The 15747-nt window shown below is 67.0% G+C and carries 14 protein-coding genes and 1 tRNA gene; 12 read left to right on the top strand and 3 right to left on the bottom strand.

All coding sequences use genetic code 11. The annotated features are described in order from the left end of the window. Nucleotides 1-12: 12 nt before the first annotated feature. The 4 genes from thrC (at nucleotide 13) to EDC22_RS11325 (ending at nucleotide 6358) form a co-directional block, all read left to right on the top strand. Nucleotides 13-1422, top strand: coding sequence for a threonine synthase (thrC, locus tag EDC22_RS11340; protein ID WP_132806772.1), 1410 nt, complete (start codon nucleotides 13-15; stop codon nucleotides 1420-1422). 33 nt (nucleotides 1423-1455) lie between these two features. Continuing rightward, entirely contained in the window at nucleotides 1456-2736 is a 1281-nt protein-coding gene (locus EDC22_RS11335; protein WP_132806771.1) for a M16 family metallopeptidase, read from the top strand. Between the two features lie 17 nt (nucleotides 2737-2753). Continuing rightward, complete coding sequence (locus EDC22_RS11330) at nucleotides 2754-3347, top strand: GNAT family N-acetyltransferase (RefSeq protein ID WP_132806770.1); 594 nt, start codon at nucleotides 2754-2756, stop codon at nucleotides 3345-3347. 95 nt (nucleotides 3348-3442) lie between these two features. After that, on the top strand, nucleotides 3443-6358 hold the full coding sequence (locus EDC22_RS11325; protein WP_132806769.1) for an EAL domain-containing protein: 2916 nt from the start codon (nucleotides 3443-3445) through the stop codon (nucleotides 6356-6358). Nucleotides 6359-6444: 86 nt separating this feature from the next. Here EDC22_RS11325 and EDC22_RS11320 read toward each other — a convergent pair whose 3' ends face one another. Beyond that, complete coding sequence (locus tag EDC22_RS11320) at nucleotides 6445-7062, bottom strand: YqgE/AlgH family protein (RefSeq protein ID WP_132806768.1); 618 nt, start codon at nucleotides 7060-7062, stop codon at nucleotides 6445-6447. A gap of 185 nt (nucleotides 7063-7247) precedes the next feature. Here EDC22_RS11320 and EDC22_RS11315 point away from each other — a divergent pair, with 185 nt between their 5' ends. Both EDC22_RS11315 and EDC22_RS11310 read left to right on the top strand, forming a co-directional pair. After that, nucleotides 7248-8060, top strand: a complete 813-nt coding sequence (locus tag EDC22_RS11315) for a protein-disulfide reductase DsbD domain-containing protein (protein ID WP_165926878.1) — start codon at nucleotides 7248-7250, stop codon at nucleotides 8058-8060. Nucleotides 8061-8133: 73 nt separating this feature from the next. Continuing rightward, nucleotides 8134-8616, top strand: coding sequence for a peroxiredoxin (locus EDC22_RS11310; RefSeq protein ID WP_132806766.1), 483 nt, complete (start codon nucleotides 8134-8136; stop codon nucleotides 8614-8616). Nucleotides 8617-8638: 22 nt separating this feature from the next. Here the strand turns inward: EDC22_RS11310 and EDC22_RS11305 are convergent, their stop codons facing one another. Next, a complete protein-coding gene (locus EDC22_RS11305) occupies nucleotides 8639-9550 on the bottom strand; it encodes an MBL fold metallo-hydrolase (protein WP_132806765.1) in 912 nt (303 codons plus the stop codon). A gap of 150 nt (nucleotides 9551-9700) precedes the next feature. On the opposite strand from EDC22_RS11305, the gene EDC22_RS11300 reads away from it, so the two are divergent. Continuing rightward, nucleotides 9701-9774, top strand: a tRNA-Gln gene (locus EDC22_RS11300). A 119-nt stretch (nucleotides 9775-9893) separates the two neighbouring features. On the opposite strand, the gene EDC22_RS11295 is transcribed toward EDC22_RS11300, so the two are convergent. Further along, the gene (locus tag EDC22_RS11295) at nucleotides 9894-10949 is read right to left on the bottom strand and encodes a LacI family DNA-binding transcriptional regulator (protein ID WP_245499726.1); all 1056 of its coding nucleotides are present in this window, start codon (nucleotides 10947-10949) and stop codon (nucleotides 9894-9896) included. Nucleotides 10950-11072: 123 nt separating this feature from the next. Between EDC22_RS11295 and EDC22_RS11290 the strand changes: the two genes are divergently transcribed. From EDC22_RS11290 to EDC22_RS11270, 5 genes are read left to right on the top strand one after another with little or no spacing between them, the layout of a single operon-like run. Then, nucleotides 11073-12092: a TRAP transporter substrate-binding protein gene (locus tag EDC22_RS11290; RefSeq protein WP_132806764.1), complete on the top strand. Its 1020-nt coding sequence runs from the start codon at nucleotides 11073-11075 to the stop codon at nucleotides 12090-12092. Nucleotides 12093-12120: 28 nt separating this feature from the next. After that, entirely contained in the window at nucleotides 12121-12642 is a 522-nt protein-coding gene (locus EDC22_RS11285) for a TRAP transporter small permease (protein ID WP_132806763.1), read from the top strand. After that, nucleotides 12639-13916 (top strand): TRAP transporter large permease, encoded by a 1278-nt coding sequence (locus tag EDC22_RS11280; RefSeq protein ID WP_132806762.1) that lies wholly within the window; start codon nucleotides 12639-12641, stop codon nucleotides 13914-13916. The genes EDC22_RS11285 and EDC22_RS11280 overlap by 4 nt, the downstream gene beginning before the upstream one ends. Nucleotides 13917-13924: 8 nt before the next feature. Beyond that, nucleotides 13925-14464, top strand: a complete 540-nt coding sequence (locus tag EDC22_RS11275; protein ID WP_132806761.1) for a VOC family protein — start codon at nucleotides 13925-13927, stop codon at nucleotides 14462-14464. A gap of 7 nt (nucleotides 14465-14471) precedes the next feature. Continuing rightward, nucleotides 14472-15746, top strand: coding sequence for a RuBisCO large subunit C-terminal-like domain-containing protein (locus tag EDC22_RS11270; protein WP_132806760.1), 1275 nt, complete (start codon nucleotides 14472-14474; stop codon nucleotides 15744-15746). Nucleotide 15747: the final 1 nt, after the last annotated feature.

The raw sequence follows: 15747 nt of genomic DNA, 5'->3' as shown, positions 1-15747 counted from the left end.
CGGACGGACGACGTGAGATATGTGAGCACCCGCGGACAGGCATCCGCACCCGACTTCGCCGAAGCAATGCTGGCAGGCCTCGCTGCGGACGGAGGGCTTTACGTTCCCGAAAGCTGGCCGAGGCTTAGCCGCGAGGAGATCGCCGGGCTTGCGGGGCTCAGCTATGCGCAGGTCGCTGAACGGGTAATCGCGCCGTTTGTCGGCGCCGCCATCGACCGTGCGGCACTCCGCGACATGATTGGCGAGGCATATGCCCAGTTCCGCCATCCGGCCGTCGCGCCGCTCGTGCAGATCGCGCCGAACGATTTCGTGCTCGAGCTGTCGCACGGGCCGAGCCTTGCCTTCAAGGACGTCGCCATGTTGCTGCTGGCGCGGCTGATGGACCATGCCCTTGCCCGTCGCGGCAGCCGCGCCACCATCGTCGGCGCGACCTCCGGCGATACGGGTGGAGCGGCGATCGAGGCCTTCCGCGGCCGCGAGCGTGTCGATGTGTTCATTCTCTATCCGCATGGCCGGGTCAGCGACGTGCAGCGTCGCCAGATGACGACCCCGACCGAGGACAATGTCCACGCGATCGCCGTCGAGGGAACGTTCGACGACTGCCAGGCGATCGTGAAGAGCCTGTTCGCCGATGAGGCCTTCCGCCGCCGGGTGGCGCTGTCCGGGGTCAACTCGATCAACTGGGCGCGTATTGTCGCCCAGGTGGTCTACTACGTCACATCGGCCGTGGCGCTCGGCGCGCCGCACCGACCGGTCGGCTTCTGCGTGCCGACGGGCAACTTCGGCGACATCTTCGCCGGATGGGTGGCGCGCCGCATGGGCTTGCCCGTCGAGCGGCTGGTGATCGCGACCAATGTCAACGACATCCTCGCCCGCGCGCTCGCTCATGGCCGCTACGAGGTGCGCTCGGTGATTGCGACCATGAGCCCGAGCATGGACATCCAGGTCTCCAGCAACTTCGAGCGGCTGCTGTTCGAGGCGTCGGGCCGCGACGCGGCGGCGGTCGGGCGCTGGATGGACGGTCTCAGGCAATCGGGTGCATTCGCGATCGACCCGGCGACCCTGCGCGAGATCACCGGCGTCTTCTCGGCCGTCCGCGTCGACGAGGCATCATGTGCAGCGACGATGGGCGGGCTGCTGCGCGAGGCCGGCTACCTGGCCGACCCGCACACCGCCATCGGCATCGCCGCGGGGCGCCTCGCGCCCCGCGGCCCGGCGACCCCGATGATCGCGCTGTCGACGGCCCATCCGGCCAAGTTTCCGGATGCCGTTGCGGCGGCGACCGGCCTGCGTCCCGCCCTGCCGGACTGGCTTGCCGATCTCGGCGAGCGTCCCGAGCGCTACGACGTGCTGCCCGCCGATCGCGACGCGATCGCGCGCCATATCCTCAGGTCCACCCGCGTCACCGTCGACGCGATCTGAACCCGACCTTTCCGCGAGCACCGGATAGCAAGCATGACCGTGCGCACCACAAGCATCGGCAACGGAATCCGCGTCGTCACCGACACGATGAGCCACGTCGAGACCGCGGCGCTCGGCGTCTGGGTCGGAACCGGCGCGCGTCACGAGCGGCCGGAGGAGCATGGTCTCTCGCATCTGCTCGAGCACATGGCCTTCAAGGGCACCGGCCGACGCAGCGCCCGGCAGATCGCCGAGGAGATCGAATCCGTCGGCGGCGATCTGAATGCCGCGACCAGCCACGAGACCACCGCCTACTATGCCCGGGTGCTGAAGGAGGACGTGCCGCTCGGTCTCGACATTCTTGCCGACATCCTGCGCGACAGCCGGTTCGATCCGGCCGAGCTGCAGCGCGAGCAGCACGTCATCGTCCAGGAGATCGGCGCCGCGCTCGACGATCCGGAAGATCTCGTGCACGACCTCCTGCAGGAGGCCGCATTCGAGGGGCAGCCGATCGGCCGGCCGATCCTCGGCACCGTCGAGACGGTCCGCGCCCAGACGGCGGAGAGCCTGCGCGACTATCTGGCGACGCATTACCGCGCGCCCGGCATCGTCGTCGGCGCGGCTGGCGCGGTCGACCATGACAGGATTGTTGCCGATGTCGAGCGGCTGTTCGGCGACATGCCCGCCGATCCGATGCCGGCGACGGCCCGCGCCCGCTTCACCGGCGGGGAACGGCGTGCGGAACGGGATCTCTCCGAAGCCAACCTGCTGTTCGCCTTCCCGGCGCCGTCTTTCGCCGACGAGACCTTCTACGCTGCCCGGATCGCCGCGTCCGTCCTCGGCGGCGGCATGTCGTCACGGCTGTTCCAGCGCGTCCGCGAGGAACGCGGCCTGTGCTATTCGATCTATGCCTTCAACTGGGCCTTCTCCGATGTCGGGCTGTTCGGCATTTCCGCGGCGACGGGCGAAGCGGATATCGAGGAACTCATCGAGGTGACGACATCCGAGATCGTCCGGGCGATCGACGAGATCGACGAGGACGAGGTCTCCCGCGCTCGGGCACAGGCCAAGGCTGGACTGCTGATGAGCCTGGAGAGCTGCGCGGTCAGGGCCGAGCAGATCGCCCGCCAGATGCTGTTCCTCGGCCGGGTCGTGCCGATGGCCGAACTCGTCTCCCGTATCGACGCCGTCGATGCAGCCGCCGTGCGCGCCATGCTTGCCTCCATCATCTGGACAGACATGCCAGCCCTTGCCGCGGTCGGACCAGTCGCACGGCTTGAATCGGCGGCCGATATACGTGCAAGATTGAGGATGGCCGCGCGCCCGGCGGCTTGAACTCGGCGGTTCTTCACATGGTCTTCCTGCGTTCGGCAAGCGCGGATACGGGGCCGGCGATTCATGGCAACGGCGTCTTTCTGAGGACGCCGCAGATGTCCGACCATGCCGCCTGGGCGGCGCTCAGGGAGGAGAGCCGGCCGTTCCTGACGCCCTGGGAGCCGACCTGGCCGCTCGACGACCTGACCAGATCGGCCTTCCGGCGGCGGATCCGCCGCTATATGCAGGATATCCGCGACGATGCCGCCTATCCCTTCTTCGTCTTTCGCAGCAGCGACCACGTGCTGATCGGCGGCCTGACCCTCTCCAACGTGCGCCGTGGCGTCACCCAGTCCGCCTCGCTCGGCTACTGGATCGGCGAGCCGTTCGCGCGTCAGGGCCACATGACCGCAGCGGTGTCGGCCTGCCTCGGATTCGTCTTCGACCAGCTCCGGCTGCACCGGCTGGAAGCGGCTTGCCTTCCGACGAACACGGCGTCTATACGGCTCCTTGAAAAAGTCGGTTTTACGCGTGAAGGGTTCGCCCGGCGGTATCTGCGCATCAACGGCATGTGGCAGGACCACCTCCTCTACGCGATGCTGAGTGAAGATCTGCGTCCGATGGCGCGCTAGAGCGGTCTTGTGTGCTGTTCCGGACCGGTTGCGGCGAGGCGACGGGGGTGGCGGTCCGCAGCCGCATGGGATCGAACTCGACAGACGGATTCCGGATGAGTTCAACACGCGGGGGGCAGGTCGGACGCGGGATCGCAGGCGCGATTCAGGCGGTGCTGCTCGTCGTCGTGCTGCTCGCGGCCTCGAGTCCGGCCGCGCGCGCGCTCGAGGCCATATCCGTCCCGGTGGACGTACCGGCGATTGACCTCACCAGTGCGGTCGATCTCTACCTGCGCTACGGCGACCGCATCCAGATCTCGACCGCTCCCGACGCCGACGGTTTCGTGCGCCGCATCGAGGTACGCGCCCGCGAGCCGGGCCGCTCGGCGTCCTGGGCGGTTTTCGCGCTCAAGAACGAGTCCGACGAGCAGATCGACCGGCTGCTGGTGGCTCCGAATTTCCGCATGCCGGGATCAGGCATCCTGCGCCCCGATCTCGGCCACCAGCGCATGAGTGCGATCACGCCGAGCCAAGGCTTTCGTCCGGAGCGTGAGGACAGCGACGATTCCGACATCTATCTGATCACGCTCGATCCCGGCGCCGTCGTCACCTACGTCGTCGAACTCGAAGGCGACACACTGCCGCAGCTGCGGCTCTGGCAACCCGACGCCTACAAGGAACATGTGAACAGCTATACGCTGTATCAGGGCATGGTGATCGGGATCGCCGGGCTGCTGGCGCTGTTCCTGACGGTGCTGTTCGTGGTCAAGGGCACACTGATCTTCCCGGCGGCCGCAAGCCTCGCCTGGGCCGTGCTGCTCTACCTGTCCATCGATTTCAACTTCCTGAACCGCATCATCGACGTGCCCGCCGCCGGCGACCAGGTGTTCAGGGCCGGCGCCGAGGCGATCCTGGCGGCGACGCTGCTGATCTTCCTCACTTCCTATCTGAGCCTGATGCGCTGGCATGTGCGCCTGCTGCTCGTCGTCGCGGTCTGGCTGCTGGCGCTCGTCGGTGTCGTCGGCATAGCCGTGATCGATGCCTCGCTTGCCGCCGGCATCGCCCGGCTGTCGCTCGGCCTGATCGGTATCGTCGGTCTGATGCTCATCGTGTTCCTGGCGGTGCGCGGGTTCGACCGGGCGATCCTGCTGATCCCGACCTGGCTGCTGCTGCTCGCATGGCTGTTCGCCGCGGGCATGGTGGTCACCGGGCGGCTCGACAACGATCTCGTGGCGCCGGCACTGAACGGCGGCCTGGTGGTGCTGGTCCTGCTCGTCGGGTTCACCGTCATGCAGCATGCCTTCGCTGGCGGGCCGATCGCCCACGGGCTGCTCAACGATTTCCACCGCAAGGCGCTGGCGCTGATCGGCGCCGGCGATCTCGTCTGGGACTGGGAAGTGCCGCGCGACCGGGTCTATGTCGCGCCGGAATTCGAGGAGAAGCTCGGTCTCAAACCCGGGTCCCTGGAAGGCAGCATCCGCCGTTGGATCGACATCCTGCACGCCGGCGACCGCGACCGCTTCCGCGCCATGATCGACGCCGTGGTCGAACAGCGACGCGGACGCATCGCTCAGGATTTCCGAGTGCGCGCTGCCGACGGCCACTATTTCTGGTTCCGCATGCGCGCCCGTCCGATCCTTGGCGATGACGGCGAGGTGGCGCGGCTGGTCGGCACGCTGGTCGACGTCACCGAGATCAAGAACGCCGAGGAGCGGCTGCTGCACGACGCCGTGCACGACAACCTGACCGGTCTGCCCAACCGCCAACTGTTTCTCGATCGGCTCGAGGCGGCGATCCTGCGCGCCCGCGCCGGCGAGGGCAACCGGCCGACGATCTTCATCATCGACATCGACCGCTTTCGCCAGGTCAATGACGGGTTCGGCATCGCTGTCGGCGACTCGCTGCTGCTGACCGTGGCCCGGCGCCTGCAGCGCCAGTTGAAGCCGGGCGATACGCTCGCGCGGATGGCGGGTGACCAGTTCGGCATCATACTGGTGTCCGAGCGCGAGCCGCAGCGTCTTGCCGCCTTCGCCGAGGCCATCCGCCGCACCGTGCGCACGCCCATCACCTTCTCCGACCGGGAGGTGTTCCTGACCGCCTGTGTCGGCATCGCCGTCCATGACGGGGCAGACAAGCGCAAGGAAGAGCTGCTCGAGGATGCCGAGATCGCGATGTACCATGCCAAGCGCTTCGGTCCGGATCGCGCCGAGGCATTCAAGCCCGTGATGCGCTCGATGGGCGGTGACCGCGTCTCGCTGGAATCCGACCTGCGTCGGGCGCTGGAGCGCGAAGAGATCAAGCTGGTGTTCCAGCCGATCATGCGGCTCGAGGACAAGCGGATCGCCGGTTTCGAGGCACTGGTGCGCTGGGATCATCCGCGCCATGGTCGGCTGAGCCCGAAGGAATTCCTCACGATCGCCGAGGAGACCGGCCTGATCGTCGAGATCGGCCTGTTCGTTCTTGAGCGCGCCGCACGCCAGCTCGGCGCCTGGCAACGGGCGATGGGCGGCCACCTGCCGATCTTCGCCTCGGTCAATGTGTCGAGCCGGCAGCTGCTGCGCCACGATCTGATCAACGACATCCGCGCCGTGCTGGCGCGCAACGACGTCCTGCCGGGCACGCTCAAGCTCGAGGTCACCGAGTCGCTGGTGATGGAGAACCCGGAATACGCCGCCCAGGTGCTCGAGAAGGTGCGCGAGCTCGGCGCGGGCCTGGCGCTCGACGATTTCGGCACCGGCTACTCCTCGCTTGCCTATCTGCAGCGATTTCCCTTCGACACGATCAAGGTCGACCGCAGCTTCGTGCGCCAGAACGGAAACGGCGCCCGGCCGGTGATCCTTCGCTCGATCGTCGGGCTTGCCCATGATCTCGGCATGGAGGTGGTTGCCGAGGGTGCCGAGACGGACGAGGATGCGATCGAACTCTACGCGCTCGGCTGCGAGTATGCGCAGGGCTTCCTGTTTGGCGAGCCGATGTCCGCCGACGAGTGCCGGCATCTGCTGGCCCGTCAGTCGGCGATGATGCGGCACTGAGCCGGCCGCACGACATCCGCCGTGCAGCCCTGTTGCCGGCGGTCCCTCGAGAGCTCGGGCTTCAGATGTGATTCAGATGTGAGGTGTCAGGCGTGTCCGGCCTCGCTGGCCAGGAAGCCCGGATCGATCCCGATCTTGCGCAGCGCGAGATCGTACTTCGAGGCAAGATCGCCCCCGAACACGATCCGGGGATCGGCACTGCAATGCAGCCAGCCGTTCGCCTGGATCTCCCGCTCGAGCTGGCCCGGCGCCCATCCCGAATAGCCGAGTGCCAGAAGCGAGTTCGACGGACCCTGGCCACGGGCAATCGCCTTGAGGATGTCGAGCGTCGCGGTCAGGCAGATGCCGTCGTCGATCGGCAGCGTCGAATTCTCCACGAACCAGTCCGCGGTGTGGAGCACGAAGCCGCGGCCTGTTTCCACCGGCCCGCCGACATGCACCCTCATGGCATTGACCGCCGGCGGCAGGCGGATCTCCTCACCGGCACCGATGACGTCGAGCTGGCGCAACAGCTCCGTGAAGCCGATATGCTCGGCTGCCTGGTTGACGATGATCCCCATCGCCCCGTCCTCGGAGTGGGCGCATACATAGATGACGCTCCGCTCGAAGCGCGGATCGCTCATCGACGGCATGGCGACGAGGAGCTGGCCGTCGAGGTAGCTCCGACCGCCTGCACCGATCCTGCCAGTTGCCGCTCCGATCATGGTCGAATGCTAACCCTGCTGATGCGATTTGGAAATGCCGACTGTTGGCGGATCTCACTGAGCCGTGAAACCGGTTGATGCGCCGCGACGCGTCTTTGAACTAAAAGTAGGGTCCCAAGGCCGCTGCGCCAACCGATCCTGCGGCCGAACGGTCTGCCGCGCATCGGTCGATGGAGACGATCGGGATGCTGTCCCAACGCTTGGCCTCGCTCGTCGGTCTACTCGTCGTTTCGGCGGGCAGTTGCCTTGCCGTCGGCATGGCGTTGGCCGGCGCCTGGGACGAACCGGTAGAGGTTCGGGTCCTCGACGGCGGGGCCGTGCAGGGCAGTGCAGACCGGCTCGCCGGGCTCGAGATCACGCTGGCCCCGGGCTGGAAGACCTACTGGCGCCAACCCGGCGAGTCCGGCATCCCGCCGCGTTTCGATTTCTCGGGCTCGCAGAACGTTGCCGGCGTCGCGGTGGAGTGGCCTGCGCCGGAGCTGTTCAACGACGGTTACGGCTGGATCGTCGGCTATGCCGACACGGTGGTGCTGCCGTTGCGGGTCACGCCCGTCGATCCCGGCAAGCCGGTGGGTCTGCGGCTCGCCATGCATTTCGGCGTGTGCAAGGACATCTGTGTTCCCGCCGACGCCGATCTTTCTGCCCGGCTCGGCGAGGGGACGCCGCAGGCGTCGGCCATCGAGCTGTTCCGGCGGCGCGTGCCGGTGCCGGTGTCCGGCGACGATCCGCGCGGTGGCGTCGTCTCGGTGGCCAGGATCGGCGAGGGCGAGGATGCAAGGCTCGAGATCGAGCTCCGCTTCCCGCCGCAGACCGACGACCCCTTCCTGCTCGTCGAGGGACCGGCCGGATGGCCGACTCCGGTTGCGGAACGTCTCGGCGGAGACGGAAACGGCCGCTACCGATTCGCGCTGCCGCTGCCCGCCGGGTCGGGCGTCGATCTCAGGCTGACCGGCGTTTCCGACGGCTTTTCCTTTGAGCGCACGCTGCGTATCGACTAGACAGGCGTCGGCCCTATCTTGCGGCTGACTGCCTCGTCGCGGTCCCATGGCGCACCTCAACCAGGAGACGGGAATGATCAAAGTCGGCGACAAGCTTCCGGACGCAACCTTCGCGGTGATGACCGACTCCGGTCCGGTCGAACGGCGGACTGCAGAGGTGTTCGGCGGGCGCAAGGTGGCGCTGTTCGCGGTTCCTGGCGCGTTCACGCCGACCTGCCACAACGCCCATCTGCCGGGCTTTCTCGCCAATGTCGATGCATTCAAGGCGAAGGGAGTCGATGCGGTGGTGTGCGTGTCCGTGAACGATGTCTTCGTGATGGGGGCCTGGGCGAAGGCCACTGGCGGAGAAGGGACGATCGAGTTCCTCGCCGACGGCAGCGCCGAATTCGCCAAGGCGACGGGGCTTGAGCTCGACGCCACGGCCCGCGGTCTCGGCATCCGCTCGAAGCGTTACGCGATGCTGGTCGACGATGGCGTGGTCAAGGCGCTGCTGGTCGAGGACATGCCCGGCAAGGCGGAAATTTCCAGCGCCGAGGCGCTGCTGGCCGCAATCTGACGACGACCGGCCGCCCCGCGGCTCACGCGGGGCGGTAGACCGCCGACAGCCCGCAGCCATCCGCCGCGACCACGGCGCCGCGCTCCATCAGATCCTCGATATGGGCAAGAACCGACAGGCCGGCCGCGCTCGTCAGGCGTGGGTCGAGCCCCTTGTAGATTGCCGCGACGATCTCGGGGATGCGCCGGTCGCCTTCCTCCAGGCGCTTCAGGATCGACGCCTCGCGCTGGCGACGGTGCAGGGCGAGCAGCCGGACGAAACGGCGTGGATCCGGGATCGGAGCGCCGTGGCCCGGCAGGTACAGGGTCTCGTCGCGATCGGCCAGTCGGTCGAGCGAGGCCATGAAATCGGCCATGCGGCCGTCCGGGGGCGCGACGATGGTGGTGGACCAGCCCATGACATGGTCGCCGCTGAACAAGAGCCCGGTTCCGTCGAGCGCAAGCGAGATGTGGTTCGAAGTGTGGCCCGGCGTGTGTACTGCGGTCAGCTGCCAGCCTTCGCCCTCGATGCCGGCGCCGTCCGCCAGCGCAACATCTGGCCGGAATGCGCTGTCGTTGGAGGCATCGAGCCGCGCCTCCTCGCCGGGCAGCGGCTGGCGTGCGGGCCGGTGCGGGCCGAAGCCGTAGGTCGTGGCGCCGTGGGCCGATGCCAGCGGACCGGCGAGCGGCGAGTGGTCGCGATGGGTGTGGGTCACGATGACAGCCGTCACCCGCTCACCTGCGACCGCCCGCTCGATCGCGGCAAGATGGTCCGGATCATCGGGTCCCGGGTCGATCACCGCCACCTCGCCGTGACCCACCAGATAGGTGTTGGTGCCGCGGAAGGTGAAGGGCGATGGATTGGGCGCCAGGATGCGGCGCACTCCTGCCGCCACCTCCTGAACCGCGCCGGGCCTGGGGTCGAAGTCGCGATTGAAGGGAATATCGTCACTCATCGTTGGGACATCTGCATCTGGCGGGCCGAGCCCTAGGCCGCCGCGCGGCAGGTTGCAAGGCCTGGAGCGCATTTCTTCCGGCCACCGCTTGCCGCCAGCCCCCGGCCGACGATATAGGAACGCACCCTCACCGGCACATCCGGCGTGCATTGGGGCGTGGCCAAGCGGTAAGGCAACGGGTTTTGGTCCCGTGATCCCAGGTTCGAATCCTGGCGCCCCAGCCATCCTGCAGAGGGTACGACCCGGGGACATGGGTGACGGTTCTTTCCGGGCGCATGGGTAACACCCAGGCGGCGTTCTGTCATTGACGACAGGGCGCAAGGCCGCTTGCTCGCAGGGGCCGCTACCTGATCTGCGCCGGTATGTTCTCGCGGAAGATGATCTCCATGCTCAGCGGGACGCTGTGCCCGTCGCCATGCGTCCGCGAATGCGGTGGTCGTCTGAACCGCGCCAGCGTGAGCGCGATGATCTGGTCGGGATCGGAGTTGATGACCGCGTCCATTATGCCGTCGATCAGTAGGCGCCGCGTGTCCCTGGTCATTCCATGGCCGATGAACACCACCTTGCCGGCCTTCTGACGTTCGCGCAGCGCCCTGCCGATGCCATCGGAGGAGCCGCCGACATTGTAGATGCCGACCAGATCGGGGTTCTGGTCGAGCAATGACAGCGTATGCAGGTAATTCTCGTTTCGGTCGTCGTGGCCCTCGCGCATGCCAACGACACGCAGGCCCGGATGCGCCTCGTCGAGCAGGCTGTGGAATCCCATCTCGCGCTCGGAATGGGCCCGGTAGCTGCGGCTGCCTGCCACCACGGCCACGCTGCCCTCCCGCACATGGCAGAAGCGCGCCAGGAGGTAGGCGGCCGTTCGCCCGGCCGCCTGGTTATCAAGCCCGATATAGGCCTCGCGGGCCGAATGGGGCAGGTCCGACACGATGGTGACCAGGCGCGTCCCGCCGGCGCCGACCTCCTCGACCGCTTCACGCACCAGAGGGTGGTCGATCGCCATGAAGGCAATGCCATCCGCCCAACGGGCATGGTGGTGCAGCGCCGAGGCGAGCGCCCCGGCGTCGAAGCTCTCGATGAAGAAGCAGCGGACCGGCGAGTCGTCGCGGGAGCCTGTCGCGGCGGTGGCGCGGACCTTCTCGCCGAGAAGCCTGAGATAGGGGTTCGTGCCCTTGGGCAACAGGAACGCGATATTGGGCAAACGCGGGCCGGACAGCTTCCTGCACTCCTCGCGATCCAGGTAGCCGAGCTCCACCGCGGCCTTGAGAACCCGGTCGACCGTGCGCGCCCTCACGCCCTTGCGCCGGTTGAGCACGCGATCGACCGTGGCCAGCGAGACTCCGGCCAATTGCGCCACGTCGGCCATGGAGGGAAGGGTCGAGGGTCTCGGATGCACCTCAAAACACCTCAGAAACTATTCTTTGACCTGAAGGATCACGCCACCTAACCTTCTGTCAAGGCCGATAAATGGGCGCGATACACGGACGCCACCCATCAAAAGACATCACGGGAGGTTCGCATGGCCAAGCAACTGCAATCGATCACGCGGCGCGGTGCCTTGGGGCTCGGGCTGGGCGCCGGAGCATTCGTCCTGTCGCCGTATCGGGCATCGGCGCAATCGCTGACGCTGCGCTACGGGCACAACAACGAGCCGGCCAGTGTCGCCGGCGCCCAGGCCGACTGGTTCGCGGAAGCCGTCAACAGGCATTCGGGCGGCGACATCCAGGTGCAGGTCTTCCCGTCATCCCAGCTGGGGAAGCTTCAGGAGCTGGCCGAGGCGGTCTCGCTTGGCACCATCGCCTTCTCGCACAATACCGCCGGCGGGATCGGCTCTCTGTACGAGCCGTTCGGCGCCCTCGACACGCCCTATCTCTATCGTGATGTCGATCACCTCATGAAGGTGATGGACGTCAACTCGCCGGTCATGCAGGAGCTGAACAGGGGGCTGATCGAGGCGGCGAATGTCCGCGTCATCTATGCGCACTATTTCGGCCGCCGGAACCTGACAGCGAACAAGGCCGTCTATTCGCCCGCCGATCTTGCCGGGGTGAAGATCCGCGCCGTGCCGTTCCCCATCTACCAGACCGCCGTCGAGGGCATGGGGGCCGCGCCCGTGCCTGTGGACTGGTCCGAGGTGCCGACGGCGCTTGCCACCGGCATCGTCGCCGGGCAGGAAAACCCGGTGAATGTCATCCTCAATGTCAAGCTCTACGAGGTCCAGTCGCATCTGATGCTGACCGGGCACATGTCGAATGCGGAAGTCGTCGTGATGAACGAGGATGCCTGGCAGGCCCTCACGCCCGCCCAGAAGGTGGCTGTCGAAACCGCCGCTCAGGAGATCCGCGAGCGCGCCACAAGGGCCATCCAGGACAACGAGGAACGCGAGACCGAGGAGCTGCGCAAGCTCGGAATGACGGTGATCGGTCCCGAGGACGGGCTCGATCTCGAGGCCTTCCGGGCCTCGGTATCGAAGCTGGTGGACCAGCGCTTCGGCGAGAAGTTCGGATCGCTCTACGACAAGATTCGGGCGATCAGCTGAGCCCCGAACGGCTAGGGAGGCTGCGGTGATGCAGGGCGGGGTCTCGGTTCCGGCGGGTGGCCGGCTGCTGCAGATTGCTGCCGTCGCCTGCCGCAGCCTGGCTTCGCTGCTGCTCGCGCTGATCTGCGTCCTGATCGCAGCTCAGGTTGCCGGCCGCAACCTGTTCAATACGGGAATGCCCTGGGCCGACGAGCTCGCGCGCTTCTGCGGCGTGGCAATCGTCTTCCTGTGCGTGCCGCTGCTGGCGTTGCGCGGCCAGCACGTCGCGATGGACCTCGCATCGCTGGTGCTGCGGGGGCGGCTGCGGCGGCCGGTCGCGCTGGTGATCGAACTGACCGTGCTCGCCTTCGCCTGCCTGGGGCTCTGGTCGCTCCATGCCTTTCTCGGCCGGGCATGGAAGTTCGCGACGCCGACACTGGGGATTCCCAACTGGGTGTTCTATGCGCCCGCGCTAGTCGGCCTCGCCCTGCTGGCCCTTGTCGCTGTGGCCCGGATCCGGGCGATCGTCGCCGGCCGCCTTCCGGATGGTAACGGCAGCCCGGTGCCATGAGTCTGGTCCTTGTCGCCGTCTTTGTCGCCGCGCTTCTCCTTGGAGCGCCGATCGCCGTGGCACTCGGACTTGCTTCCGCCGTAACCGTGGTTGCCTTCGGCCTGCCGGTGCATGTGCTGGTCCAGCGCTGCGTCAATGCGCTCGATTCGACGCCATTGCTGGCGGTGCCCTTGTTCATCCTCGCCGCCAGCCTTCTGAATGCGATGGGCGTGACCGGGCACATCTTCGATCTCGTGCGGCTGCTGGTCGGGCGCATCCGCGGCGCCGTCGCCCAGGTGTCGATCCTGGTCAGCCTCATCTTCTCGGGAATGTCGGGTGCAGCGCTCGCCGACATCGGTGCGCTCGGCAAGATCCAGATCGACCAGATGGTGGCGCAGGGCTACAGGCGCCGGTTCGGCGCCGGCATCACCATCGCCGCCGCCACCATCGGTCCGATATTCCCGCCGTCGATACCGATCATCATCTACGCGAGTGTCACCAATGTCTCGGCGGTGCAGCTGCTGATTGCCGGGATTGTGCCGGCGCTGGTCATCACGGTCCTGCTGATGGCGCAGGTCGCGGTGATGGCGCGGCTGTTCGACCTGCCGCGCGACACCATCAGCCCGTCAGTGCGTGCCATCGCCGCCAAGGCGGTCGTTTCGCTGCCGGCGCTCGCAGCGCCAGTCCTGCTGATCGGCGGTCTGCTGAGCGGCTATTTCGGTCCGACCGAGGTTGCCGGGGTCACCGTCGCCTATGCGCTGGTGATCGGGTTCCTGGTCTATCGCACCCTTACCGTTCGCGCGGTCTGGGCTTGCCTTCGCGAGACGACCGAGGCGACGGCCGGCATCCTGTTCATCGTCGCGACGGCGGCGCTGTTCGCCTGGGTCCTGACGCTCGACCAGGTACCAGCCATCGCCGGCAGGTGGCTGCTCGGCATATCCGACAATCCGCTGGTGCTGCTGCTGCTGGTCAACCTGCTCCTGCTCGTCGTCGGCATGGTGCTCGAATCGATCGCCGCGATTCTCATCATCGCACCGATCGTCGCGCCGGCGCTTCACGCCGCGGGCGTCGATCCGCTCCAGCTCGGCATCGTGTTCGTCCTCAATCTGATGATCGGCCTGCTGACGCCACCGGTCGGGATGAGTCTCTACATGGTGGCGATCGTTGCCAGAATGCCGGTGCACGAGGTGATCCGCGGCGTCCTGCCGTTCTTCATGCCGCTGCTGCTGTCGCTGCTGGTCGTCTCGATGGTTCCCGCCATCTCGACCTGGCTACCCCAGTTCCTCGCGCAATAGGACAGTTCATGAGCAGGTTTCTCGGCGCAATCCGCCAACTCGGCTATGTCGTGGACGACATCGAGGCAGGCATGGCGCATTGGCACGCGGTAATGGGTGTCGGGCCATGGTTCTACAACCCAAGGGTGCCGATCGAGGATTACCTCTATGACGGCGTCGCCTATCAGCCTCACAACTCGGTTGCGCTCGCCAACAGTGGCTTCATCCAGGTCGAGCTGATCCAGTGCCGCAACGACGTTCCGTCGATGTATCGCGACTTCCTCGAGGCGGGCAACCGTGGCCTCCAGCATGTCGCCTACTGGACGCAAGACTTCGATCGCGATCTGGCCCGCATGGTGGCTGAGGGATTCCGCCCCAGGATGAGTGGCAGGGTGGGCGCAAACGGCCGCTTCGTCTATTTCGATCGCGAGGCGCATCCCGGCACGGTGATCGAACTGTCGGAGGTGATCGGTCCGAAAGGGCGGATGTTCGACATGATCCGGGCCGCGTCGCAGGATTGGGACGGTACCGATCCGATCCGGCCCTTTCCCGATCTGTCGACCCTCTGAAGCGCCGATGCGTGTCGATACGATCGAAGCGATCTATCTCATCGAGACTCCGCTGGATCCGGCGAGGGTTGCCGACATCTTGGCCGGCGAGCAGTCGAGCGGCACCTTTGTCCGCGTCGCCGGAGAAACCGACGCGCTGCGGGCCCGCGCTGCCGCCGAGGTATTGGAGCTTGAGGAACTCGAGAGCGCAACCGGACCCAGCCTTGCGAGTTCCTGGCTCGATCGCAGGGGAGTTGCAGGTCCGTGGCGGCGCGCGAGGGTTCGCATCGCCTTCCCGCTCGCCAATATCGGCACCAACCTACCGACGCTTGCCGCGACCGTTGCCGGTAATCTCTTCGACCTGGGCGAGGTCACCGGACTGCGGCTGCTCGACCTGCGTCTGCCACAGATCGTGCGCTGCCGGTTCGATCTGCCCGGCGTCGGCGTGCGCGGCACGCGCGAGCGCGTCGGGGTATTCGGCCGGCCGTTGTTCGGCACGATCATCAAGCCCAATGTCGGCCTGCGGGCCGACGAGATAGCGGATCTGGTCGATCTCCTGTGCAGGGCAGGCGTCGACTTCATCAAGGACGACGAGGTCTGCGCCAACCCCGACCATGCGCCGCTCGCCGAGCGCGTTCCCGCCGTCATGGCGCGGGTGCGCGCCCATCGCGACCGCACCGGCCGTAATGTGATGGTCGCCTTCAATGTCACCGACGAGACCGATGCGATGCGCCGCCATGCCGATCTGGTCGAGCGCGAGGGCGGATCCTGTGTGATGGTGAGTCTCAACTGGTGCGGGCTATCGGCGATCCAGTCGCTGCGCCGATCGACGCCACTCGCCATTCACGGACACCGTAACGGTTTCGGCGCCCTGTCGCGCCACCCGTTGCTTGGGATCGGCTTCGATGCCTATCAGGCGCTGTACCGGCTGGCCGGCATCGACCATCTGCATGTGCATGGCATCGGCGGCAAGTTCTGTGACCGGCCGGAAGACGTCGAGCAGGCGGCACGGCGTTGTCTGAAGCCGCTTGCGGTCGATGCGCCGGATGCGACGGACGCGGTCATGCCCGCCTTTTCCTCCGGCCAATGGGCAGGCACGCTGCCGCTGGCAGCGCGCGCCGCCGACTCGGCCGACTTCCTGTTCATGGCAGGCGGCGGCATTCTCGCCCATCCCGACGGGCCGGCCGCCGGCGTGACGAGCCTTCGCCAGGCATGGGATGCGGTCGCGAGCGGGGAGGAGATCGAGGCTGCGGCCGCGACGCGGCCAGAACTTGCCGCGGCGTTGCGCGTCTTCGGTGGCTGAC

Source organism: Tepidamorphus gemmatus (assembly GCF_004346195.1).
Taxonomy (GTDB): Bacteria; Pseudomonadota; Alphaproteobacteria; order Rhizobiales; family Tepidamorphaceae; genus Tepidamorphus; species Tepidamorphus gemmatus.
The sequence above is the reverse complement of the archived record's forward strand: the minus strand, read 5'-3'. Positions and strand labels throughout refer to the sequence as shown.